Below are 19,340 nucleotides of genomic sequence, written 5' to 3' on the forward strand. Positions count from 1 at the left end.
TGAGCGATAAGGGCGCGGTAGTGTCTAGTGCGCCACCAGTCGCAGACGGGCCGCCTTGGGGCACCACGGAGGTGTGCGAAATTCCTCAATCAGGAAGTCGCGCAGGCGCTGCACCTTGGGAGGAAGATAGGCACGCGTCGGATAGAGGACGTGGGCCATCATGTCGTGCTGGCCGATGGACCAGTCGGGGAGCAGTTCCACCAGTTCGCCCGAGGCCAGGGCAGCGTTGACGATGAAATCCGGCTGGATCGCAACGCCTCTTCCACCGATGGCCATCGCCCGGCAGGTGGCGCCGTTGTTGACTTGCATGCTGGAACGCATGCGGGCGATGGCGGTTTCTCCCTGCGCATTGCAGAACTGCCATTCGTCGCCGTTGGATTGCAGGCTGTAGGAAATGAAGGGGAACTCGCGCAAGTCGGAAGGGTGGCACGGCACGCCGGCTTGCCGCAGCAATGCCGGCGAGGCACAGACCTTCATCCGCACCGGCGCCAGTGGCCTGGCGATCATCCGGCTGTCAGCCATGGCGCCGATGCGGATGGCCATGTCGTAGCCACCTTCGATCAGGTCCGTGGTCTTGTCGGACAAGGTGATGTTGAGTTCGATACGGGGATACTGTTCGGCGAACTTGCCCCAGAGCGGGGCCAGCTGTTCGACGCCGAAGTCGTGCGGTGCGCAGACCCGCAGCCGGCCGATCGCCTGGTCCGAGCTCAGACCGACTTCGTTCTCGACATCCTGCAGGGCGCCCAGCAACTCCTTGCTCTTGGCAAAGTAGACGCGTCCTTCTTCAGTGAGAGAGAGGCGGCGCGTGGTGCGGTGAAGCAGACGTATGCCCAGGAACTGCTCCAGTTCCGACACGTGGCGCGACACCGCGGGTTTCGACAGACCCGTCACATCGACGGCACTGACGAAGCTGCCGGTCTCGACGACGGCAACGAAAGCTTCCATGGCCAGCAGCTTGTCCATATGGCGGCCCTCAGCGACGGCGCAGGCCGAGGGAGAGGGCGGCCTGCACACCATAGCGGCGCAGGATCGGCAGGGACAGACTGGCGCTGAGCAGGACCTGGCTGAAGAGGGGCATGGCGGTTGGCTCCGGTGGGTGGTGCAGTTGTGCCAGAGAGTGCCACGCGCGCCAGGCTTTGGTAATAAGACCTTGGGATGATAGCCCTAGCCGATGCGGCTAGGCGATCTCAGTGCGGGCGTTGGCGCGCGACCATGTCGGCAGTGACCATCCCCTGCTTGCCACCAAACTGGAAGATCACGTAGTTGCTGAGCTGGGCAACCTCGTCGTCAGTGAGTGCGGCAGCAAAGGCGGGCATGAAGACCTCGTGTTCGCCTATCCGCATCCGTGCGCCGTGCAGGATGGTCTGTACCACGTTCTGTCCCGAGCGGTCATTGACCGAGCGCGCTCCGAGCAGGGCCGCGTAATGCGTTTGCGGACCCTGGCCGTTCCACTGATGGCAGCTGGCGCAACTTGCTTCGAACAGTTTCAATCCGGCTTGCAGATGGGACGGCGTCTGCGGCGAGGGAGAATAGGCCATCGAAGTCGTCACCGCCGGTGGCCTGGCGTTGATGGACGTCGGCTTGTCGCCGACCTGCGGGGAGACGCCGCGCAGATAGCTCATGATGGCCTGGATATCCTTGGGGTCGAGATACTGCAGGCTGTTTTCCACTGCTTCACCCATCGGACCACCGGCCGAGCCGCGCCCGTCGGCATGGCCGGATCGCAGGTACTGGTACAGCTGTGCGTCGGTCCAGGTGCCGATCCCGTGTACCGGGTCGGAAGTGATATTTGGGGCGTGCCAGCCGTTGACGTCGGCACCGGAGAGTTCCCTGGCCTGGTTGAGCGCGAAGCCGATATTGCGGGGTGTATGACATTCCGTGCAGTGCGCCAGGGCGATGGCGAGGTAGGCGCCGGTGTTCCATTGGGCCGACTTGTCTGGCGCCGGCTTGAAGCGCTCGCTACGGAAGAAGGCGGCATTCCAGAAACCCATGGCCCAGCGCTGATTGAACGGAAAGGAGAGCTCCGGCTTGCGGGTTTCCTGGGTGACCGTGGGCAGGCTGAAGAGATAGGCCTTGATGGCCAGGACATCGTCGCGGCTCAGCTGGGTATAGGAGGTATAGGGGAAGGCCGGGTAGAGGTGCTGGCCATCCTTGCGGACGCCCTCGTGCAGTGCGCGCACGAAGTCGTCGTCGCTCCAGTTGCCGATGCCGGTCGTCTTGTCGGCCGTGATATTGGAGGAGTACAGCGTGCCGAACGGCAACTGGAAGGCCAGGCCTCCGGCAAAGGGCTTGCCTCCCGCCACCGTGTGGCAGGCGATGCAGTCGGCGGCCTTGGCCAGGTACTGGCCACGCTGGATGCGCGAGGCATCGGCCGGCGCACCGTAGACCACCGGCGCCGGGCCGGCGGGCGCTTCGGGTCGTGCCAGGCAGGCATAGGCGGCCGCACCGATGGCGGCGACGACCAGGGCGGAGCTCATGAGAAGTCGTTTCATGCCGCTGCCTCCGGGTTGGATGGTGCAAGGTCGAAGGTTTTCAGCAGCGTATGCTGCGGCCGGGCCAGCAGAGCGCGGCGCACCGGCAACTCGCGCAGGCGCACCCCGGTAGCGGCGTAGATGGCATTGGTCAGGGCCGGCGCAGCAATGGCCGTGCCGACTTCGCCGATGCCGCCAGGTGCTTCGGTACTGTTGACGATGTGAACCTCGACGGCGGGCGTTTCGTTCATGCGGAGCATGCGGTAATCATTGAAATTGCCTTGTTCGATGGCCCCGTCGCGCAGGGTGATTTCGTTGAACAGCGCGGCGCTCAGTCCGAACAGCAGTCCGCCCTGGATCTGGGCCTCGATGGAGCCGGTATTGACGGCGATGCCGCAATCGACCGCGACCACGGCGCGCCGCAACTGCACCTCGCCCTGCGGCGTGACCTCGACATCGACCATGGCACAGACCCGAGTGCCGAAGGGTTCGGCCAGGGCCACGCCACGGCCCGCACGATTGGAAGAAGCGGTCCGCACGGGCTGCGAACTGCCCCAGCCCATTTTGGCGGCGGCCAGTTTCAGGACCGCGGTCGAACGCGGGTTGTTCTTCAGCAGGGCCAGACGCCATTCCACGGGGTCGCGCCTGGCGCGGTGCGCCAGTTCATCGAAGAAGCTCTCCACGATGAAGATGTTGTGCAGCGCGCCCACCCCGCGCCACCAGCCCACGAGGAGGCCTGGTGGCATGTCGTGACGCACCCATTCGACCTTCATGCTGGCGATCGCATAGGGGAGCTCGGCCACGCATTCGATGGCGTCCCCATCCATGCCGTTCTTGCGCATGCCACCGGGACGCCAGCGGCCCAGGACGGTGCCGCTGCAGACGCGGTCGCCGTACCAGAGCGGCATGCCGTTCTTGTCCACCACGGCGGAAATGACGTCGTGATACATCGGTCGCACGATGTCATGGCGGATATCTTCTTCACGGGTCCAGACGATTTTCAGCGGATAGGGCACCAGCCGGGCGAAGCTCACAGCCTGGTCGACGTAGTCACTCTCCAGACGCCGGCCGAAACCGCCTCCCAGATACTGGCTGTGCAACACGATCCGTTCGACCGGCAGCCCGGTGATCCGGGCGGCGTTGGCAACCACCCGGGTGGGGACCTGGGTGCCGGCCCAGATCTCGCAGCGGTCACTGCGTACATGTACAGTGGCATTCAGTGGTTCCATGGTCGCATGCGCGAGCATGGGCAGCTTGTAGGTCGCCTGGATGAATTCGCCGGCGGGGCGGCTGCCCACTTCACGACCGACAATCGCCTGGCCGTTGGCCTGGCTGCGGGCCAGGTCTTCACGCAGTTCGCGGGTGGTGAGGCGGGCGTTGGGGCCGTGCTGCCACTGGATGTCCAGGGCTTCCATGCCCCGTTTGGCGGCCCAGAAGTTGGTGGCCACGACCGCCACCGCATTGTCGATGCAAAGCACCTCGATCACGTCCGCAATGGCGCGGGTCGCGCGGTCGTCGACGCCGACCAGTTTGCCGCCGAAGGTCGGGCAGGCCTTGACGGTGGCGATGCGCATGCCAGGCACGGCCACGTCGATGCCGAATCGCGTGATGCCACGGACCTTGTCAGCGGAATCCAGGCGCGCCATGGGTTTGCCGATGAGTCTGAACTGCGTCGGGTCCTTGAGCTTGACCTCACCCGGGTCCGGCAGGCGGGCGGCGGCCTGTGCGACCTGGGCGTAGCGGAGGCTGCGGCCCGATGGTGGGTGGTGGATGACGCCCCGTTCGACCACGCAGGAGGACGGCTGCACCTTCCATCTGGCGGCGGCAGCCGCCACCAGCAGCGTGCGGGCGACGGCGCCGGCCTGGCGCAGTTCGGTAAAGGTGCTGCGGGTACTGGTGGAGCCGCCGGTGATCTGCGCCTTGAGGAGCTTCATGCCATAGAGTTCGTCGCTGGGCGGCGCGTGTTCGACCTGGATCTGGTCCAGGTCGACATCCAGTTCTTCAGCCAGCAGCATGCAGGAGCCGGTGTAGATGGCCTGGCCCATCTCGACCATCGGCATGACCAGGCGGATGGCGCCATCGGCGTCGATGCGGATGAAGGCGTTGGGGGCGAAGGCCGGGGCGCCGTCGGCAACCGCGGCCGCCGCATCGGCGGCCTGGCGATGCGGGGATACCAGCGCCATCGCCTGACGCGGCGCGCCCAGCCAGCTGAAGGCCACCGACAGGCCGGCCGCCTTGAGCAGGCGGCGACGGTTGGGCGAGAAGCTGTTCGGGCGGCTCATTTGCGGCCTCCCGGTGCGCTCACGGGGATGGCCTGGGTGACCTCGATCTTGCCGCTGGCAGCTTGCTTGATGGCCGCGCGAATGCGCACGTAGGTGGCGCAGCGGCAGATATTGCCGGACATCGCGGCATCGATGTCGTCGTCGGTGGGCGCGGGATTGCGCGCCAGCAGCGCCGACGCCGACATGATCTGGCCGGACTGGCAGTAGCCGCACTGGACCACGTCCACGGCCAGCCAGGCATCCTGGATGCGCTTGCCGGTGGGAGTCTGGTCAATTGCTTCGATGGTGGTGACCTGGCGGCCGCCGACGGCAGACACCGGCAGCACGCAGGAGCGCACCGGGTCGCCATCCAGGTGGACCGTGCAGGCGCCACACTGGGCGATGCCGCATCCGAATTTGGTGCCAGTCATTCCGATCACATCACGGAGCACCCACAGCAGCGGGGTGTCGCCAGCGATGTCCACCGTGTGCGGGTGGCCGTTGACCTTGAGCGTAAAAGACATGGGGAGACTCCGGGAAATAGGTCCGACTGACCGCTACGCAGGGTAGCAACGATGGAAGAGGGCGATAACTATACAAAGGTGTTAAACCGCCTTGCGGCCGCTGCGTGTGCGTACACCTGTACACCTGCACACCTGCCCACGTGTGTGAATGCAGGACGGCATGCACGCAGCGGCCGGGGCGCCTTACATGGTCAGCACGATCTTGCCCACGTTCAGACCATCTTCCATGCGCTGCTGGGCGGCACCGGCCTGGGCCAGCGGATAGACGCTGTCGATGACCGGGTTCAGGCCGTCCTTGCCGAACTGCGACAGCCAGCGCTCCTTGAAGCGGCGCGACATGGCGTGCTTGACCTCTTGCGAACGTGACTTCATGACCGTGCCGATGATCTGCAGGTGACGATAGAGCAGGCGATCCAGCGGAATGCGGGCATTTTCGATGCCGCCCATGATGCCGATCTGCACCATGCGTCCACCAAAGTCCAGGGAGTTCACGTTGCGCTCGAAATAGGGCGCGCCGATGAAGTCGAGGATGAGGTTCACGCCGCGATTGTCGGTCAGCCTGGCGACCACTTCGGCGAAGTCTTCGGTCTGGTAGTCGATGGCGTGGTCGGCCCCCATCTTGCGCACCAGCGCGTGGGCGCTGGCTTGGGCAGTAGTGATGACGGTGGCGCCCACCGCATGGGCCAGCTGAACTGCCGCGCCGCCCACGCCGCCTGCGCCGGCATGCACCAGTACGGTTTCGCCCGGCTCCAGCTTGCCCAGGTGGATGAGCGCTTCATGCGCCGTGACGAAGACTTCGGTGATGGCCGCCGCCTGGACATAGTCCAGGCCCTCGGGGATGGGCATGGCCATGCGGTAATCGATGCGCGCCATCTCGGCATAGGCGCCACCGCCGACGATGCCCATGACGCGGTCGCCCACCTGGTAGCCCGTCACTTCACTCCCCACGGCGACGACTTCACCGGCGATTTCCAGGCCCATGATGGTGGAGTCGCCGAAGTCGGGCCAGCCATAGCCACCGCGACGGTGGGTCAGGTCGGCGCGATTGACGCCGGCGGCATGGGTGCACACCAGCAGGTCGGTTGGGCGCAGCACGGGGTCGGGGGCATCGCCGATTTTCAGGACGTCGGCAGCGCCGAATTGTTCAAAGAGGATGGCTTTCATGGTGGTGGTTCTTTCTATGTTCAGGAGTGGAAAGGTGGGAAGTGGCGCCGTGAATCCATCACGGCGCATCACCCGGTTCAGGCGCTTGCGTCGTCCTGCCCGGACAGGGCCGCATTGGCATAGGCCGATGCCGTGATGGCTGCCGGGAAGCCGGCGTAGAAGGCCAGATGCGTGATGGCGGCGCTCAGCTCGGTCCGGGTCAGGCCGTTCTGGATGCCCCGGTGCAGGTGGGCGGGTAATTCGTTGGCGTGGTTCATCGCGATCAGGCAGGCGATGGTGATGAGACTGCGGTCGCGCGGGGCGAGGTCGCTGTCATTCCAGACCTCGGCGTAGAGTGGTGCCTCGACCAGATCCGACAGCTTCGGCGTGAAGGCCCGGGCTGCAGCGCGGGGGCTGGTGAAATCGATGGGGGGCATGATGCTTCCTTGGTCGTATTGATCCGCTGATTCGCGAATCCGTTGTGGTTTCAGGCCTGGCTGATGAACTTGTTGGTCAGGTAATGGTTGATGCCCTCGATACCCCCTTCGGAGCCGTGGCCGCTTTCCTTCATGCCGCCGAAGGGCAGTTCGGTGGCGATGATGCGGTACTGGTTGATGCCGATCATGCCGGCTTCCAGGCCATCGCCGACGTCCAGCACGGTGCGGGCGTCGCGGGTAAAGGCATAGGCCGAGAGCGCATAGGGCAGACGGTTGGCTTCGGCCAGGGCGTCCTTCAGCTGCTCGAAGGGGCGCAGCACGGCGATCGGGCCGAAGGGCTCTTCGTGCATGACGCGGGCGCTCATCGGCACCTCGGCCAGGACCGTGGGTGCAAAGAAATAGCCAGGGCGGTCGATGCGCTTGCCGCCGGTCAAGACCTTGGCGCCCTGTGCCACGGCATCGGCGACCAGGGCTTCCATCTTTTCGAGCTGGCGCGGATTGGCCAGAGGGCCGACCTGGGTGGTCGGGTCCATGCCATCGCCCACCACCAGCTTGCGGGTGGCCGCCACGAATTGCTCGGCAAAGCGTGCGTAGACGCTGCGCTGGACCAGGAAGCGGGTCGAGGAGATGCAGATCTGGCCGGTCCCGCGGAAGCGGTTGGCGGCACCGCCTGCGGCGGCGGCATCGATGTCGGCGTCTTCGAACACCAGCACCGGACCATGACCACCCAGTTCCAGGGTGATGGGCTTGACGCCGGCGGCCGCCCGTTGCGAGAGCAGGCGCCCCACCGGGACCGAGCCGGTGAAGGCCACCTTGCGGATGACAGGGGAGGCAATCAGATGCGCCGACACCTGGTCCGGCACGCCGAACACGATCTGCAGCACGCCCTTGGGCAGACCGGCGTCGTCCAGGCAGCGCGCCAGGGCCAGTGCGGTGGCCGGGCTTTCCTCGCCGGGCTTGAGGATCACGCTGCAGCCGGCCGCCAGCGCGGCCGACAGCTTGCGGGCCGGAGTGATGGCCGGGAAATTCCAGGGAGTGAAGGCTGCCACCGGGCCGATGGCCTGGCGCTTGACCAGCTGCTGCACGCCCGGGCGGTTGGCCGGCACCACCCGGCCATCGATGCGACGTGCCTCTTCGGCGAACCATTCGAAGTAGTCGGCGGCGCGCAGGACTTCGTCGCGGCTTTCGGTGAGGGCCTTGCCTTCTTCCAGTGTCATCAGGGTGGCGATGTGCTCGCTGCGTTCGCGCATCAGCGCTGCGGCATCCTTGAGCACCCGTGCGCGCTGCTCGGGTGCAGTGCGGCGCCAGACGTCGAAGGCCGGAGTGGCGGCGGCCAGTGCCAGGTCGAGGTCGGCAGCGCCGGCCATGGGCAGGCGGCCCAGGGCGGTACCGGTGGCGGGATTGATGACGGGCGCGGTATCGCGCTGGCCGGCTTCCAGCCAGTTGCCGTTGATGAAGAGGTAGAGCGGGTCGTAACTAAACTTTTGCATGATGTTCTTCCTGAAGGGGATTCGGTAGCATGTGGACTTGCTGCAGGAAGAAGATTAAAACCGGGGCCTGTGCTTGATAAGACCGAGCCGGCCCACAATGGCTATGCAAGGAACGCACAAATGCAGTCAGAAAAATTCGCGGAGTTTCTCGGCGTCTTCGCCGATGTGGCAAGGGAGGGCAGCTTCTCCGGCGCCGGTCGTCGTCGTGGCCGCACGCCATCTGCCATCGGGCGCCAGATCGACACCCTGGAGGCCTATCTCGACACGCCCCTGTTCCTGCGCTCGACCCGCCTGCTCACGCTCACCGATGCTGGCGAGGCCTTGCTGGTGCGGGCCAGGCAGATCCTCGATTCGCTGGAGGATGCCCAACAGGAGCTGGCCTCCATGAAGGGCGCGGTGACCGGAACCTTGCGCGTGGCCTGTTTTCCGACCTTCGGCAAGCGCTATGTATTGCCCGCCATGGGGGTGATGGCGCGCCAGTATCCCGATCTGCGCCTTGAGCTGGACTTGACCGAACGCCTGGCCGACCCGGTGGCGGAGCGACTGGACCTGGTCATCCGCATCGGCGACATGGCCGACAGCACCCTGATCGGCACCCGCATCGCCACCCAGACCCGTATCCTCTGCGCCAGCCCGCAATACCTGGCTCGTGCCGGCACGCCGACCTCCATTGCCGATCTGGCCTGCCATCGGCTGGTCGACAAGATGCATGGTGCCGATCTGCTGCGATGGGCCGATGTGCTCGGCCAGCCGGCCCGGGCGGCGAGCGCCCAGCCGGTGTTCGCCTGCGACGACTTCGAAGCGATGCGCCTGGCGGTCGGGGAGGGAATGGGAATCGGCTATCTGCCGGACTGGGTGGTGGGCCCCGACATCAAGGCCGGGCTACTGGTGCAGCTGTTCCCGGAGTGGTCGGCGCAAGCCTGCGCGCAGACCGGCATCCACGCCCTGCGCGCATTGCGGCAACCGCCGGCGCGGGTGACGGTCCTGCTCGATACGCTGCGCGCCCATATAGGATTGCCGCCGAGCTGGGCCGTGAATGCCAGCGTGGCGGACTAGCACGTGCGTGAGGCTGCCTGAGCGCAGCCTCAGCCTAGCCCCAGGGCAGTTGATGCTGCACTGAAATACCGCAGACTCAGCCTGCCTTACCCGGTTTGTCCGGCCGGGTATCGTCGTCCGTAGATTCATCCGAACGCTTGATGCCCAGCATCGCCGCGATCCGCACCAGCTCGGTCAGCCTGGTCGTGGAGAACTTGCGCATCAGATGGCGGCGATGGATCTTGACCGTGCCTTCGTTGATTTCCAGCAGCGCGGCAGTGACCTTGTTCATGTAGCCGGCCACCACCAGCGCAAAGACTTCCCGCTCGCGCCGGGTCAACGACGCCAATTGCTGGCGTCGCATCCGGATTTCCTCACGCTGCTTCCAGCGTATCGATTCGATCTTTTCTGCCTGCTGTACCGCGGCGCGCAGCTCCGTGGGCCTGACCGGCTTGGTCAGGAATTCGACCGCCCCCTGTTTCATCGCCTGGACCACGGTGGGAATGCTGCCCTGCGCCGTCAGGAAGATGATGGTCGGCGCCTCCCCGGCACTGCGCAGACGCTGCTGGAAGTCCAGCCCGTCGACCCCGGCCAGCTTCAGTTCCAGGATCAGGCAGGAGGGCGCGTCGGCCTTGCGCCTGTTCAGATAATCGGTCTCGTCCGCATGAAAATGGACTTGCCAGTGCTGCCCCTGGCCCTTGAGCGAAGAGCGGATGGCACGGAGGGATTTTTCATCGTCATCGATGACATGGATGTTCAGACGCACGGGCGACCTGCGAGGGAGAAAGAGGGGAGGCGCCGCCTGGCGTGGCGGCTTGATCTGGAGCGCAGCTTAAGACAGGCGGTGCACTTCGATAAGCTGCCTGCGGCCATCAACCGTTTTGCGCGGGACGCACAAATCGGGGCGCCTGCCCCGCCCGGCGGGGGGGAGGCTATCGCTGGTATGGGGTGACCCATCCTTTGGTATAGCTAGACGCCTGGTGCGGAGATTTGCAACACTGATGCCTGTCCGAGATGAAGTCTCCGGTCTCTGACGTTCCCTGTTGTTGTTGTTGTTGTTGTTGTTGTTGTTGTCGACTCCCGCCAGTACTCCCTCTGGCGTTCAGCCGCCCGTCGTGATTTCCGACGGGCGGTCTTTTTTTATGCGGCGATGCCGCAGACTTTCCAACCGGTTCAGCTCAGGTACTTATTCAGCCGCTTTGCCGCATTGCGCAGGTGCGTCTCGGCGGCGATTGCCGCGGCGACCGGGTCCTTGTCTTCGATGGCCTGGAGGATGGCCTTGTGCTCGTCCTGCACGGCCTGGATCAGATTGTTGTAGTTCGTCGCGGTGTTGCTGCGGGCCTGGCGGATCAGTCTTCTGACGTGCTGTTCCAGATACTCGTTGAGCATGCAGAAGTGCGGATTCTTGGTCGAGTCGACGATGGCCTGGTGGAACGCAAAATCCTCCTCGTCCCCCAGCTTGTCATTGATGATGGCGTACTCCATGCCGACCAGGGCCTTCTTGATTTTCTTGAGGTCTTCCGGCGTGCGGCGGATGGCCGCATAGCGGGCGGCTGCGGTCTCCAGCGTCACCAGCAGCTCGATGACGTGTTCCAGTCCCTCCGCATCGTTGAGGGCCGCCGCCTCGAAGCGGAAGGCCTGGCGTGAGCCGCGCTCGTTGACGAAGGCGCCGCGTCCCTGCTGGGCATTGACGATGCCTTCCGATTTCAGCTGGGACAGGGCTTCGCGCACGACCGAGCGGCTCACCGAGAATTGCTCGCCCAGCTGTTTTTCGCTGGGCAGCTTGTCGCCCGGTTTGAGCCGCTGCTCGCGGATTTCTTCATTAATCCATTCAACAATCTCTTCGGTGAGGGATTGCGTGGGCAAGCGCTGTGTCGCGGTTTTCATGGGTGGATTGCAGCTGGATTAATTGATGTACAGACCGCCGTTGACCTGCAGTGTCTCTCCGGTGATGAATGAGGCCAGGGGAGAGCACAGGAAGGCAATCGAGCCGGCCACTTCTTCCGCAGTTCCCAGGCGGCCGAGGGGCGTGTTTTGCAGCAGCATCGGCCCCTTGCTGGCCAGCAGTTCCCGGGTCATCGGAGTGGCAATGATACCCGGAGATACCGCGTTGACCCGGGTTTTGGGGGCCAGCTCCAGCGCCAGGCTGCGTGAGAAGCTGATCACCGCGCCCTTGGCCGCCGCGTAGTGCGCATGCGCGTAGCTGCCGCGCTGCGCGGCCAGCGAAGCGAGGTTGACGATCGAGCTGTCCTCGCGCAGGTGGGCGATGACGGCCTGGCAGATATGGAAAGTGCCGTCCAGGTTGATCGCCATGAGGCGCCGCCATTCTTCTTCTGTCATTTCCGCCACGCGCTTTTCGGGATAGATGCCGGCCGAGTGGATCAGGTGGTCGATCCCGCCATGGGTGCGGGCGCAGGCATCGGCCGCCTGGCGGCAGGCCTGGGCGTCGGCCACGTCCAGCTGGTGCAGGCTGATCTGCGCACTGGGGGCGATGCCAAGAATCTCTTCCTTGAGCGAAGCCAGGGCCTGGAGGTCGATGTCGGCCAGGGCCAGGTTGGCGCCATGCCGGGCAGTCAGCAAGGCGGTTGCACGGGCGATGCCGCCGCCGGCACCGGTAATGAAAAAGGTCTTGTCGGTGAATGCAATCATGGGGTCTCCTGTTGTTCTGTGTTGGCGCTTCGTCCTGTAAGCCTTGCTGGGAGGGGCTTTCCAGGCGTAATGCAAAGTCGCTCACCTGTCCGGGATGCAGAGGCGGGGGTTGTTGACATCACAAAATCCGCTCTGTAGAATCGCTGCACAACTTGTCAGACAGGCTTAAAAGTTTATCAGACAAGTGCATAAAAACCTATCATGTCACCGCAAAAAATGCGGGATGACGGAAAAGAAGAGCGCTGCGAGGCGCCACTTGCGAAGGAGATACCGTGAGTCTGGCTGGAGCCGGGGAGCGCAGTGCGCAGGAGATGGCGTCCCCCATCATCAATGGACATACCCGGGTCATCGGTATCCTGGCCGATCCGATCGGCCATGTGCGGACCCCGCAGGCTTTCAATGCCCTGATGGCGAGCAAGGCAATCAATGCCGTGGTGGTGCCGCTGCAGGTGGCGCCAGACGATCTTGCATCGGTCGTGGCAGCGCTGGCCAGGGTCAGGAGCATGGCCGGCCTGATCGTCACCATTCCCCACAAGGAAAGCATCCTCTCCCTCTGCCATGAACTGACCGATGCAGCGCGCCAGGTCGGTGCGGTCAACATCGTGCGGTTTGATGCGGCGGAGGCGGGACAGGCAGAGGCCTCTGGCGAAGCAGGCATGCGCCTGGTCGGCAGCAATCTGGATGGCGAGGGATTCGTCGGTGGCTTGCTGGCCCAGGGGCATGCGCTGGTGGGGCGGCGGGTCTATCTTGCCGGTGCCGGTGGTGCCGGTAAGGCCATTGCACATGCCCTCGCGGCGCACGGCTCGGGTGCCATCGGCGTGTACAACCGCAGTGCGGAACGTGCCGGACATCTGGTGGCCGAACTGCGTCGCTACTACCCGCAACTGGATGCCCACGTGGCGACGGCGCATCCCGCTCATTACACCCTGGCCATCAATTCCACCTCGCTGGGGCTGAACGCGGACGATGCCTTGCCATTCGCCGTGGAAGGCCTGCCCACTGATGCGCTGGTGGCGGAGGCGGTCATGAAGGTGGAGTTGACCCCGTTACTGGCGGCAGCCCAGAGGCGCGGACTGGCGCTGCACTTTGGCCGCTACATGATGCAGGCCCAGCTTGAAAGCATGAAACAGTTCCTTGGGCTGCGCTGAGAGGCGTGCCACCCCTTGAGAAGGGAGCCGCACCGGCGCGGCTCTCGCACGGAAGCCCGGGCGCCGGCAGTGCAAGACCTGGAATCCTACAAATATAACGGAGATGAGGTATGAGCAAGAATTACATCGGAGTGCCCCTGTCGTCGCTGTCGTCACTGTCCTCGCTGACATCATTGTCGGCCCTGGTCCTGGCCGCCATCGCATGTCCCGCCCAGGCCGCCGCGCCCCTGAAGATCGCGCTGGTGGAAACCCTGTCCGGCCCGCAAGCCTCGACCGGGCTGCTCTATCGCGCTGCAGTGAAGTACGAGATGGATCGCATCAACGCCGCCGGCGGATGGAACGGGCAAGCCGTGCAGCTGGCCGAGTATGACAACCAGGGCGGACCTGCCGGCGCTTCCGACAAGGTCAAGGCTGCCATTGCCGCCGGTGCGCAGATCATCATCCAGGGTTCTTCGTCTGCTGTCTCCGGCCAGATCACCGAAGACGTGCGCAAGCACAACCTGCGCAATGCCGGCAAGGAAGTCCTGTTCATGAACATGGGCGGCGAGGCGCTGGAGTTGACCGGCGACAAGTGCCACTTCTATCATTTCCGCTTCACCACCAACGCCGTGATCCGCGTCAAGACGCTGGTGCCGGCCATGAAGGAAGCCAAGGAACTGGGGAGCAAGGTCTATGCGATGAACCAGAACTATTCCTGGGGCATGGACATGGACAAGGCCATCAAGGACGATGCCGCCGCCGGTGGCTACACCGTGGTCGAGAGCACCCTCCACGATGTCAACAAGATCCAGGATTTCTCTCCCTATGTCGCCAAGATCAAGGCCAGCGGGGCCGATACAGTCCTCACCGGCAACTGGTCCAACGATCTGCTGTTACTGATGAAGGCCACACGGGCTGCCGGCCTGAAGGTCCGCTTCGGCACCGTCTTCCTGGACCAGCCGGGCAACATCGGCAATGCCGGCGACACGGCCCTGGGACACTTCATCTCGCACGCCTTCAATATCGAGACCAACAAGGCCACCGAGGAATTTGCCACCGACTACAAGGCCAAGACCGGTCACTTCCCGACCTTCATCGAGCCGCAGACCGTGTTCGGCATGCAGATGCTGGGCGAGGCCCTCAAGCAGGTCAAGCCCAGCGGCGACAAGATCAATGTCACCGAGCTGGCCAAGGCACTGGAAAAGGTCAGGATCGAGACGCCGATGGGCGAGACCTCGATTCGCGCCGCCGACCACCAGGTGGTGCTGCCCATCGTCGTGTCCCGCGTGGAAAAGAACGTCAAGTACAAGGTCGACGATACCGACATGGGCTTCAAGGTCATCAAGAAGTTCAGCGGCGAAGACGCCGTGAACCCGGTCCAGACCAGCTGCAAGATGCAGCGTCCCTCCTGATCTGACTCGCTGAGCGGGCGCCGTGCCTGTGCACGGCGCCGAATCGACATGGGCGGCCTTGCCGTCCCGTGCGGGGGACGGTCGTCCCGTTTTCTTGGAAGACGCTATGGAATTCTTTACCGTATCGCTGATCAACGGCACCATCTACGGCCTGTTGCTGTTCATGGTCTCGGCCGGGTTGACGCTCATCTTCGGCATGATGGGGGTGCTCAACTTCGCGCATACCTCCTTCTACATGGTGGGTGCCTACCTGGCCTATACCTTGCAGAAGTTCATCGGCTTCTGGCCTGCCGTGATCATTGCGCCCCTGATCGTGGGTCTGCTGGGCGTGGTCGTGGAACGCTGGTTCCTGCGGCGCGTGCATCGCTACGGTCATGCGCATGAACTGCTGCTGACCTTTGGCCTGTCCTTCATCATTGCCGAGATCATCAAGCTCTTCTTCGGCAATTACCCGGTCAACTACCAGGTGCCGGCTTCGCTCTCGTTTGCCGCGTTTCGCCTGTTCGGTACGGACTATCCCTTCTATCGCCTGATGATGGGCCTGGTCTCGCTGCTCATGTTCGGCCTGATCTACCTGCTTCTCTCGCGCACCCGCATCGGCATCGTCGTGCGCTCGGCGATCTATCGCCCGGCCATGGCGGAGACCCTGGGCCACAACGTGCCACTGGTCTTCATGGGTGTCTTCGGGGTGGGGGCCGCGCTGGCCGGCCTGGCCGGCGCCATCGCCGGCGCGTTCTATACCACCAATCCGAACATGGCCCTGGAGCTGGGTGTGCTGGTCTTCGTGGTGGTGGTCATCGGGGGCCTGGGTTCGCTGGAGGGCGCAATGCTGTCATCGATCCTGATCGGCCTGATCTCGTCCTTTGCCGTCGGCGTGGATGTCAGCCTGGCCGATGCGCTGGACTATGTCGGGGCAGGACAATGGGCGCGTGACCTGGGGGGCTTGATGACGCTGAAGGTCTCGTCGCTGGCCGCCACCATTCCGTTTGCGCTGATGTTGCTGGTATTGCTGGTTCGCCCCTCCGGGCTGATGGGTGAGAAGGAGTGAGTCACATGAACGAATCCACAAACAAGGTCTTGCCAGGCCTGCCCGGGTCGGCCGCAAAAATGCCACCAGACGTGTCACCAACCGTGTCCGCAACCGCGTCCCCAGCCACGTCACTGCGATCGCCAGCTGCAGTATCGCTGGCCTCGCGTCTGCTGATGGTGTCGGTGCTGCTGTTACTGCTCATCGCTCCCTTCGTTTTGCCCCAGGCGCTGGTGAATGCGGCTATCCAGATGCTCATCGCGGCACTGTTTGCAACGGCCTTCAATGTGCTGGCGGGGCAGGGTGGCATGCTCTCCTTCGGCCACGCGGCCTATTTCGGTATCGGTGCATTTGCCACCCTGCATGCGATGAATGCGCTGGGCGGTGCGGGGCTCCTGCCCACGCCGCTGCTGCCGATATTCGGGGCACTGGGCGGCTGTCTGCTGGGCCTGGTGGCGGGCTGGTTTTCGACGCAGCGTAGCGGTGTCTATTTCTCGATGATCACCCTGGCCCTGGCCGAACTGTTGCACGCGCTGGCACCGCACCTGACCAGCGTCTTCGGTGGCGAGGCAGGGGTGTCATCGATGCGCATGCCGGCCTGGGGCCTGTCCTTTGGCGAGCCGATGCATGTCTATTACCTGACCCTGGCCTGGGTGCTGGCTTCGCTGGGCGCCTTGTTCTTCTTCACCCGTACCCCTCTGGGGCGGCTCACGCTGGGTCTGCGCGAAAACGCCATGCGCCTGAAGTTCCTGGGCTATGACGTGCATGCCGCCCGGGTGATGGTGTTCATGATCTCGGCCAGCTTTGCGGGCGTGGCCGGTGGTCTGCTGGCGATGAACAATGAAGCCGGCAACTACGTGCTCTTCGATGTGCGCCTGTCTTCCGAGGTGGTGCTCAATGCCTACATCGGCGGTACCGGAGTGTTCTTCGGCCCGGCCCTGGGCGCGGCGGTGATGACCTTCTTCGGGTATGCGGTCTCGGACCTGACGCGCTCCTGGTTGCTGTACCAGGGTCTCATTTTCGTGGTGGTGATGATGTTCATGCCCAATGGCCTGTCGGGCGTGGTGCTGTGGTGGCAGCGCAGTCAGCGTAGCAGCGCGGTGCTGGCGCGCTATGCGGCGGGCTGGTCACTGGGCGCCCTGGCGTGTGCGGCGGCGGTGGTGTTTTCGGTGGAGCTGTTGCAGCGCGCCCTGGGCTCGGATTACCAGTCGCAACTGGTGGATGCCCAGCCATGGCCGGCGATCACCCTGTTTGGCCGTGTCTGGCTACCCGGCGCGGTGAGCACATGGCTGTTGCCTCTGCTGCTGCTGGTGGCCGGTGGCCTGATCTTGAACCGGGTCACGCGTGCCTGGGACGCACTCAATGAAGAGGAGGCCGCATGAGCGCCGTCAACTCCATCCATCCCGTCAGGACCAGCCCGGCGGCACTGACCCTGCGCAACGTCAGCAAGTCCTTCGGCGAGGCGCACATCATCCGGGGTGTCGACCTGGAACTGCAGCGCGGCGAGCGTCATGCCTTCATTGGTCCCAATGGGGCGGGGAAGTCGACGCTGTTCCATCTCATCTCGGGCAACTTCAAGCCCAGCGCAGGGGATATCCTGCTGGGCGAACTGCCCATCGGCGGGCTCAGTCCGGAACGCATCAACCGCATGGGACTGGCGCGTTCCTTCCAGATCACCAATATCTTCCCGCGCCTGTCGGTGTTCGAGAACCTGCGTCTGGGCGTGATGCAGCGCTTCGGCATGCAATACACGCTGTGGCGCCCGATCTCGCAGTATCGCAAGGTCACTGCATTGGCGGAGCAGTTGCTGGAGCAGGTCCGGCTGGTCCGCCATCGTGACACGCTGGGCGGGGAGCTTTCCTATTCGGAACAACGTTCGCTGGAGATCGGCATGACCCTGGCCTCCGACCCCAAGGTCTTGCTGCTGGATGAACCCATGGCCGGCATGTCGCGGGAAGAAACCGACTACACCGCCGAGCTCCTGCGCGAGCTTTCGGTGGGCCGCAGCCTGATGATCGTGGAGCACGACATGGATGTGGTGTTTTCGCTGTGCGACCGCATCAGTGTCCTGGTCTATGGCCAGGTGGTCGCAACCGGCACCCCCGAGGAGATTCGCAACAATGCGCAAGTACAGGAAGCCTATCTGGGCAAGGAGGTCGCAGCATGAGCACAGCAGCCACACCGGCACAGGCGCCGCTGCTGCAGGTACGCGACCTGCACGCGCACTACGGCAAGAGCCATATCCTGCAGGGTGTCAATTTCGAGGTCGGTCACAACGCCGTGATCAGTCTGCTGGGGCGCAACGGTTCGGGGCGCTCCACCACGGCCCGCGCGATCATGGGCCTGGTACCGCCCACCGGCGGCCAGGTCTTGCTGGACGGTCGTGATCTGGCCGGGCAACGTCCCTTCGCGGTTTCGCGGGCAGGGATCGCCTTCGTCCCGGAGGAGCGCGAAGTCTTCGCCAACCTCAGCGTCGACGAGAACCTGCAGATGGGCATGCAACGCGCACGCAACGATGCGCCCCAATGGACGGTAGAGCAGATGTTCGATTTCTTCCCGCGCCTGAAGGAGCGGCGCAACACCCGGGCCGGCAATCTTTCCGGGGGTGAGCAACAGATGCTGACCATCTGCCGCTCGCTGCTGGGCAATCCGCGCCTGATCCTGATCGATGAGCCCACCGAGGGCCTGGCGCCCAAGATCGTGACCGTGGTGGGCGAGGCCATCCAGGAAATCCATCGGCGTGGCGTATCCGTGATCCTGATCGAGCAAAAGCTGACCATCGCCATGAAGATTTCCACCGGGGTCTGCCTGCTCGGTCATGGCCAGATCGTCTTCAGCGGCACGCCCGACGAGCTTGGGGAGAATCCCCAGTTGCTCAAGGATTGGCTGGCGGTATGAGCCGGCAAGCGACTTCACTTCAAGAGAAACCATGAGCGATCAGACTATCGATGCGCATGCACTGCATGCCACCGCCAAATACAAGCAGTTTCCCGATCTGGCCAACCAGGTCGCCTTCATCACTGGGGCCGGCAGCGGCATCGGCCGTGCCATGGCCGATGCCTTCGCGGCCAATGGCACCCATCTGGCCCTGCTGGATGTCAACATCGAATCGCTGGAGCGTGCCCGGGCGGAACTGCACCGGACCTTCCCGCAGATCGAAGTCGAATGCCTGGTCGCTTCCATCGTCGACGAAACAGCGGTGGAGGCGGCAACGGCGGCCGTCCATGCACGTTTCGGCCGCATCGACATCCTGCTCAACAATGCCGGCATCTCGGCCAACCGGCCGACCCTGGAACTGCCTGCACAGCAGTGGCGCCATGCCATCGACGTCAATCTGAACGGGGTCTTCTTTTGCGCCCAGGCAGTGGCCCGGCACATGGTGGCCCAGGGGCACGGGGTGATCCTCAACACCGCGTCGATGTATGGCACGGTGGCCGCGCCCGAGCGCGCGGCCTACTGCGCCAGCAAGGCGGCGGTGGTGATGCTGACCAAGGTATTGGCGGTGGAGTGGGCGCCCAAGGGGCTGCGCGTGAATGCGCTTGCGCCGGGCTACGTACATACGGCCCTGGTGCAGGAACTGGTCAGTACCGGCCGCATGGACCTGGCGGCCTTGAAGAAGCGTACGCCCGCCGGTCGCCTGGGTGAGCCGCACGAGATCGCCACCCTGGCCTTGTTCCTGGCCTCCGAACATGCCGCCTTCATCAACGGCCAGGCCATCGTGGCCGATGGCGGCTGGTCGGCCTATAGCTATATCTGATCTTTTC

The 19,340-nt window shown here is 64.3% G+C and carries 19 protein-coding genes; 8 read left to right on the top strand and 11 right to left on the bottom strand.

What is annotated here, in order from left to right; genetic code table 11:
• Window positions 1-24: 24 nt before the first annotated feature.
• The 7 genes from HFRIS_RS09240 to HFRIS_RS09270 all read right to left on the bottom strand — a co-directional run bounded on the left by HFRIS_RS09240 (window position 25) and on the right by HFRIS_RS09270 (window position 8,326).
• The gene (locus HFRIS_RS09240) at window positions 25-963 is read right to left on the bottom strand and encodes a LysR family transcriptional regulator (protein WP_006463039.1); all 939 of its coding nucleotides are present in this window, start codon (window positions 961-963) and stop codon (window positions 25-27) included.
• Between the two features lie 224 nt (window positions 964-1,187).
• Window positions 1,188-2,492: a c-type cytochrome gene (locus HFRIS_RS09245; protein ID WP_039875106.1), complete on the bottom strand. Its 1,305-nt coding sequence runs from the start codon at window positions 2,490-2,492 to the stop codon at window positions 1,188-1,190.
• Window positions 2,489-4,753: a xanthine dehydrogenase family protein molybdopterin-binding subunit gene (locus HFRIS_RS09250; RefSeq protein ID WP_006463041.1), complete on the bottom strand. Its 2,265-nt coding sequence runs from the start codon at window positions 4,751-4,753 to the stop codon at window positions 2,489-2,491. The genes HFRIS_RS09245 and HFRIS_RS09250 overlap by 4 nt, the downstream gene beginning before the upstream one ends.
• Window positions 4,750-5,256: a (2Fe-2S)-binding protein gene (locus HFRIS_RS09255; RefSeq protein ID WP_006463042.1), complete on the bottom strand. Its 507-nt coding sequence runs from the start codon at window positions 5,254-5,256 to the stop codon at window positions 4,750-4,752. The genes HFRIS_RS09250 and HFRIS_RS09255 overlap by 4 nt, the downstream gene beginning before the upstream one ends.
• A 183-nt stretch (window positions 5,257-5,439) precedes the next feature.
• Window positions 5,440-6,420, bottom strand: coding sequence for an NAD(P)H-quinone oxidoreductase (locus tag HFRIS_RS09260; protein WP_006463043.1), 981 nt, complete (start codon window positions 6,418-6,420; stop codon window positions 5,440-5,442).
• Between the two features lie 77 nt (window positions 6,421-6,497).
• A complete protein-coding gene (locus HFRIS_RS09265) occupies window positions 6,498-6,836 on the bottom strand; it encodes a carboxymuconolactone decarboxylase family protein (protein WP_006463044.1) in 339 nt (112 codons plus the stop codon).
• A 50-nt stretch (window positions 6,837-6,886) separates the two neighbouring features.
• Window positions 6,887-8,326, bottom strand: a complete 1,440-nt coding sequence (locus tag HFRIS_RS09270; protein ID WP_006463045.1) for an NAD-dependent succinate-semialdehyde dehydrogenase — start codon at window positions 8,324-8,326, stop codon at window positions 6,887-6,889.
• 120 nt (window positions 8,327-8,446) lie between these two features.
• Between HFRIS_RS09270 and HFRIS_RS09275 the strand changes: the two genes are divergently transcribed.
• Window positions 8,447-9,382: a LysR family transcriptional regulator gene (locus tag HFRIS_RS09275; RefSeq protein ID WP_006463046.1), complete on the top strand. Its 936-nt coding sequence runs from the start codon at window positions 8,447-8,449 to the stop codon at window positions 9,380-9,382.
• A 76-nt stretch (window positions 9,383-9,458) separates the two neighbouring features.
• Here HFRIS_RS09275 and HFRIS_RS09280 read toward each other — a convergent pair whose 3' ends face one another.
• The 3 genes from HFRIS_RS09280 to HFRIS_RS09295 form a co-directional block, all read right to left on the bottom strand.
• Window positions 9,459-10,127 (bottom strand): response regulator transcription factor, encoded by a 669-nt coding sequence (locus HFRIS_RS09280; RefSeq protein WP_006463047.1) that lies wholly within the window; start codon window positions 10,125-10,127, stop codon window positions 9,459-9,461.
• Between the two features lie 407 nt (window positions 10,128-10,534).
• Entirely contained in the window at window positions 10,535-11,248 is a 714-nt protein-coding gene (locus tag HFRIS_RS09290; RefSeq protein ID WP_006463049.1) for a FadR/GntR family transcriptional regulator, read from the bottom strand.
• An 18-nt stretch (window positions 11,249-11,266) separates the two neighbouring features.
• A complete protein-coding gene (locus tag HFRIS_RS09295; protein WP_006463050.1) occupies window positions 11,267-12,010 on the bottom strand; it encodes an SDR family NAD(P)-dependent oxidoreductase in 744 nt (247 codons plus the stop codon).
• Window positions 12,011-12,282: 272 nt separating this feature from the next.
• On the opposite strand from HFRIS_RS09295, the gene HFRIS_RS09300 reads away from it, so the two are divergent.
• From HFRIS_RS09300 to HFRIS_RS09310, 3 genes are all read left to right on the top strand, one after another.
• Window positions 12,283-13,158, top strand: a complete 876-nt coding sequence (locus HFRIS_RS09300; RefSeq protein WP_006463051.1) for a shikimate dehydrogenase family protein — start codon at window positions 12,283-12,285, stop codon at window positions 13,156-13,158.
• 110 nt (window positions 13,159-13,268) lie between these two features.
• Window positions 13,269-14,549: a branched-chain amino acid ABC transporter substrate-binding protein gene (locus HFRIS_RS09305; RefSeq protein WP_006463052.1), complete on the top strand. Its 1,281-nt coding sequence runs from the start codon at window positions 13,269-13,271 to the stop codon at window positions 14,547-14,549.
• Window positions 14,550-14,655: 106 nt separating this feature from the next.
• Window positions 14,656-15,597, top strand: coding sequence for a branched-chain amino acid ABC transporter permease (locus HFRIS_RS09310; protein ID WP_039875110.1), 942 nt, complete (start codon window positions 14,656-14,658; stop codon window positions 15,595-15,597).
• Between the two features lies 1 nt (window position 15,598).
• Here the strand turns inward: HFRIS_RS09310 and HFRIS_RS25545 are convergent, their stop codons facing one another.
• Window positions 15,599-15,835 carry a hypothetical protein gene (locus tag HFRIS_RS25545; RefSeq protein ID WP_167331820.1) on the bottom strand — a complete coding sequence of 79 codons (237 nt, stop codon included), beginning with the start codon at window positions 15,833-15,835 and terminating at the stop codon, window positions 15,599-15,601.
• On the opposite strand from HFRIS_RS25545, the gene HFRIS_RS09315 reads away from it, so the two are divergent.
• Genes HFRIS_RS09315 through HFRIS_RS09330 form a run of 4 tightly spaced genes read left to right on the top strand, consistent with a single transcriptional unit; the run spans window position 15,753 to window position 19,333 of the window.
• Window positions 15,753-16,958: a branched-chain amino acid ABC transporter permease gene (locus tag HFRIS_RS09315; RefSeq protein WP_006463054.1), complete on the top strand. Its 1,206-nt coding sequence runs from the start codon at window positions 15,753-15,755 to the stop codon at window positions 16,956-16,958. The genes HFRIS_RS25545 and HFRIS_RS09315 overlap by 83 nt on opposite strands.
• Window positions 16,955-17,743: an ABC transporter ATP-binding protein gene (locus HFRIS_RS09320; protein ID WP_006463055.1), complete on the top strand. Its 789-nt coding sequence runs from the start codon at window positions 16,955-16,957 to the stop codon at window positions 17,741-17,743. Before HFRIS_RS09315 ends, HFRIS_RS09320 begins: the two co-directional genes overlap by 4 nt.
• Entirely contained in the window at window positions 17,740-18,474 is a 735-nt protein-coding gene (locus tag HFRIS_RS09325; RefSeq protein WP_006463056.1) for an ABC transporter ATP-binding protein, read from the top strand. Before HFRIS_RS09320 ends, HFRIS_RS09325 begins: the two co-directional genes overlap by 4 nt.
• Before the next feature lie 31 nt (window positions 18,475-18,505).
• Complete coding sequence (locus HFRIS_RS09330; protein ID WP_006463057.1) at window positions 18,506-19,333, top strand: SDR family NAD(P)-dependent oxidoreductase; 828 nt, start codon at window positions 18,506-18,508, stop codon at window positions 19,331-19,333.
• Window positions 19,334-19,340: the final 7 nt, after the last annotated feature.

Source organism: Herbaspirillum frisingense GSF30, assembly GCF_000300975.2.
GTDB lineage: Bacteria > Pseudomonadota > Gammaproteobacteria > Burkholderiales > Burkholderiaceae_D > Herbaspirillum > Herbaspirillum frisingense.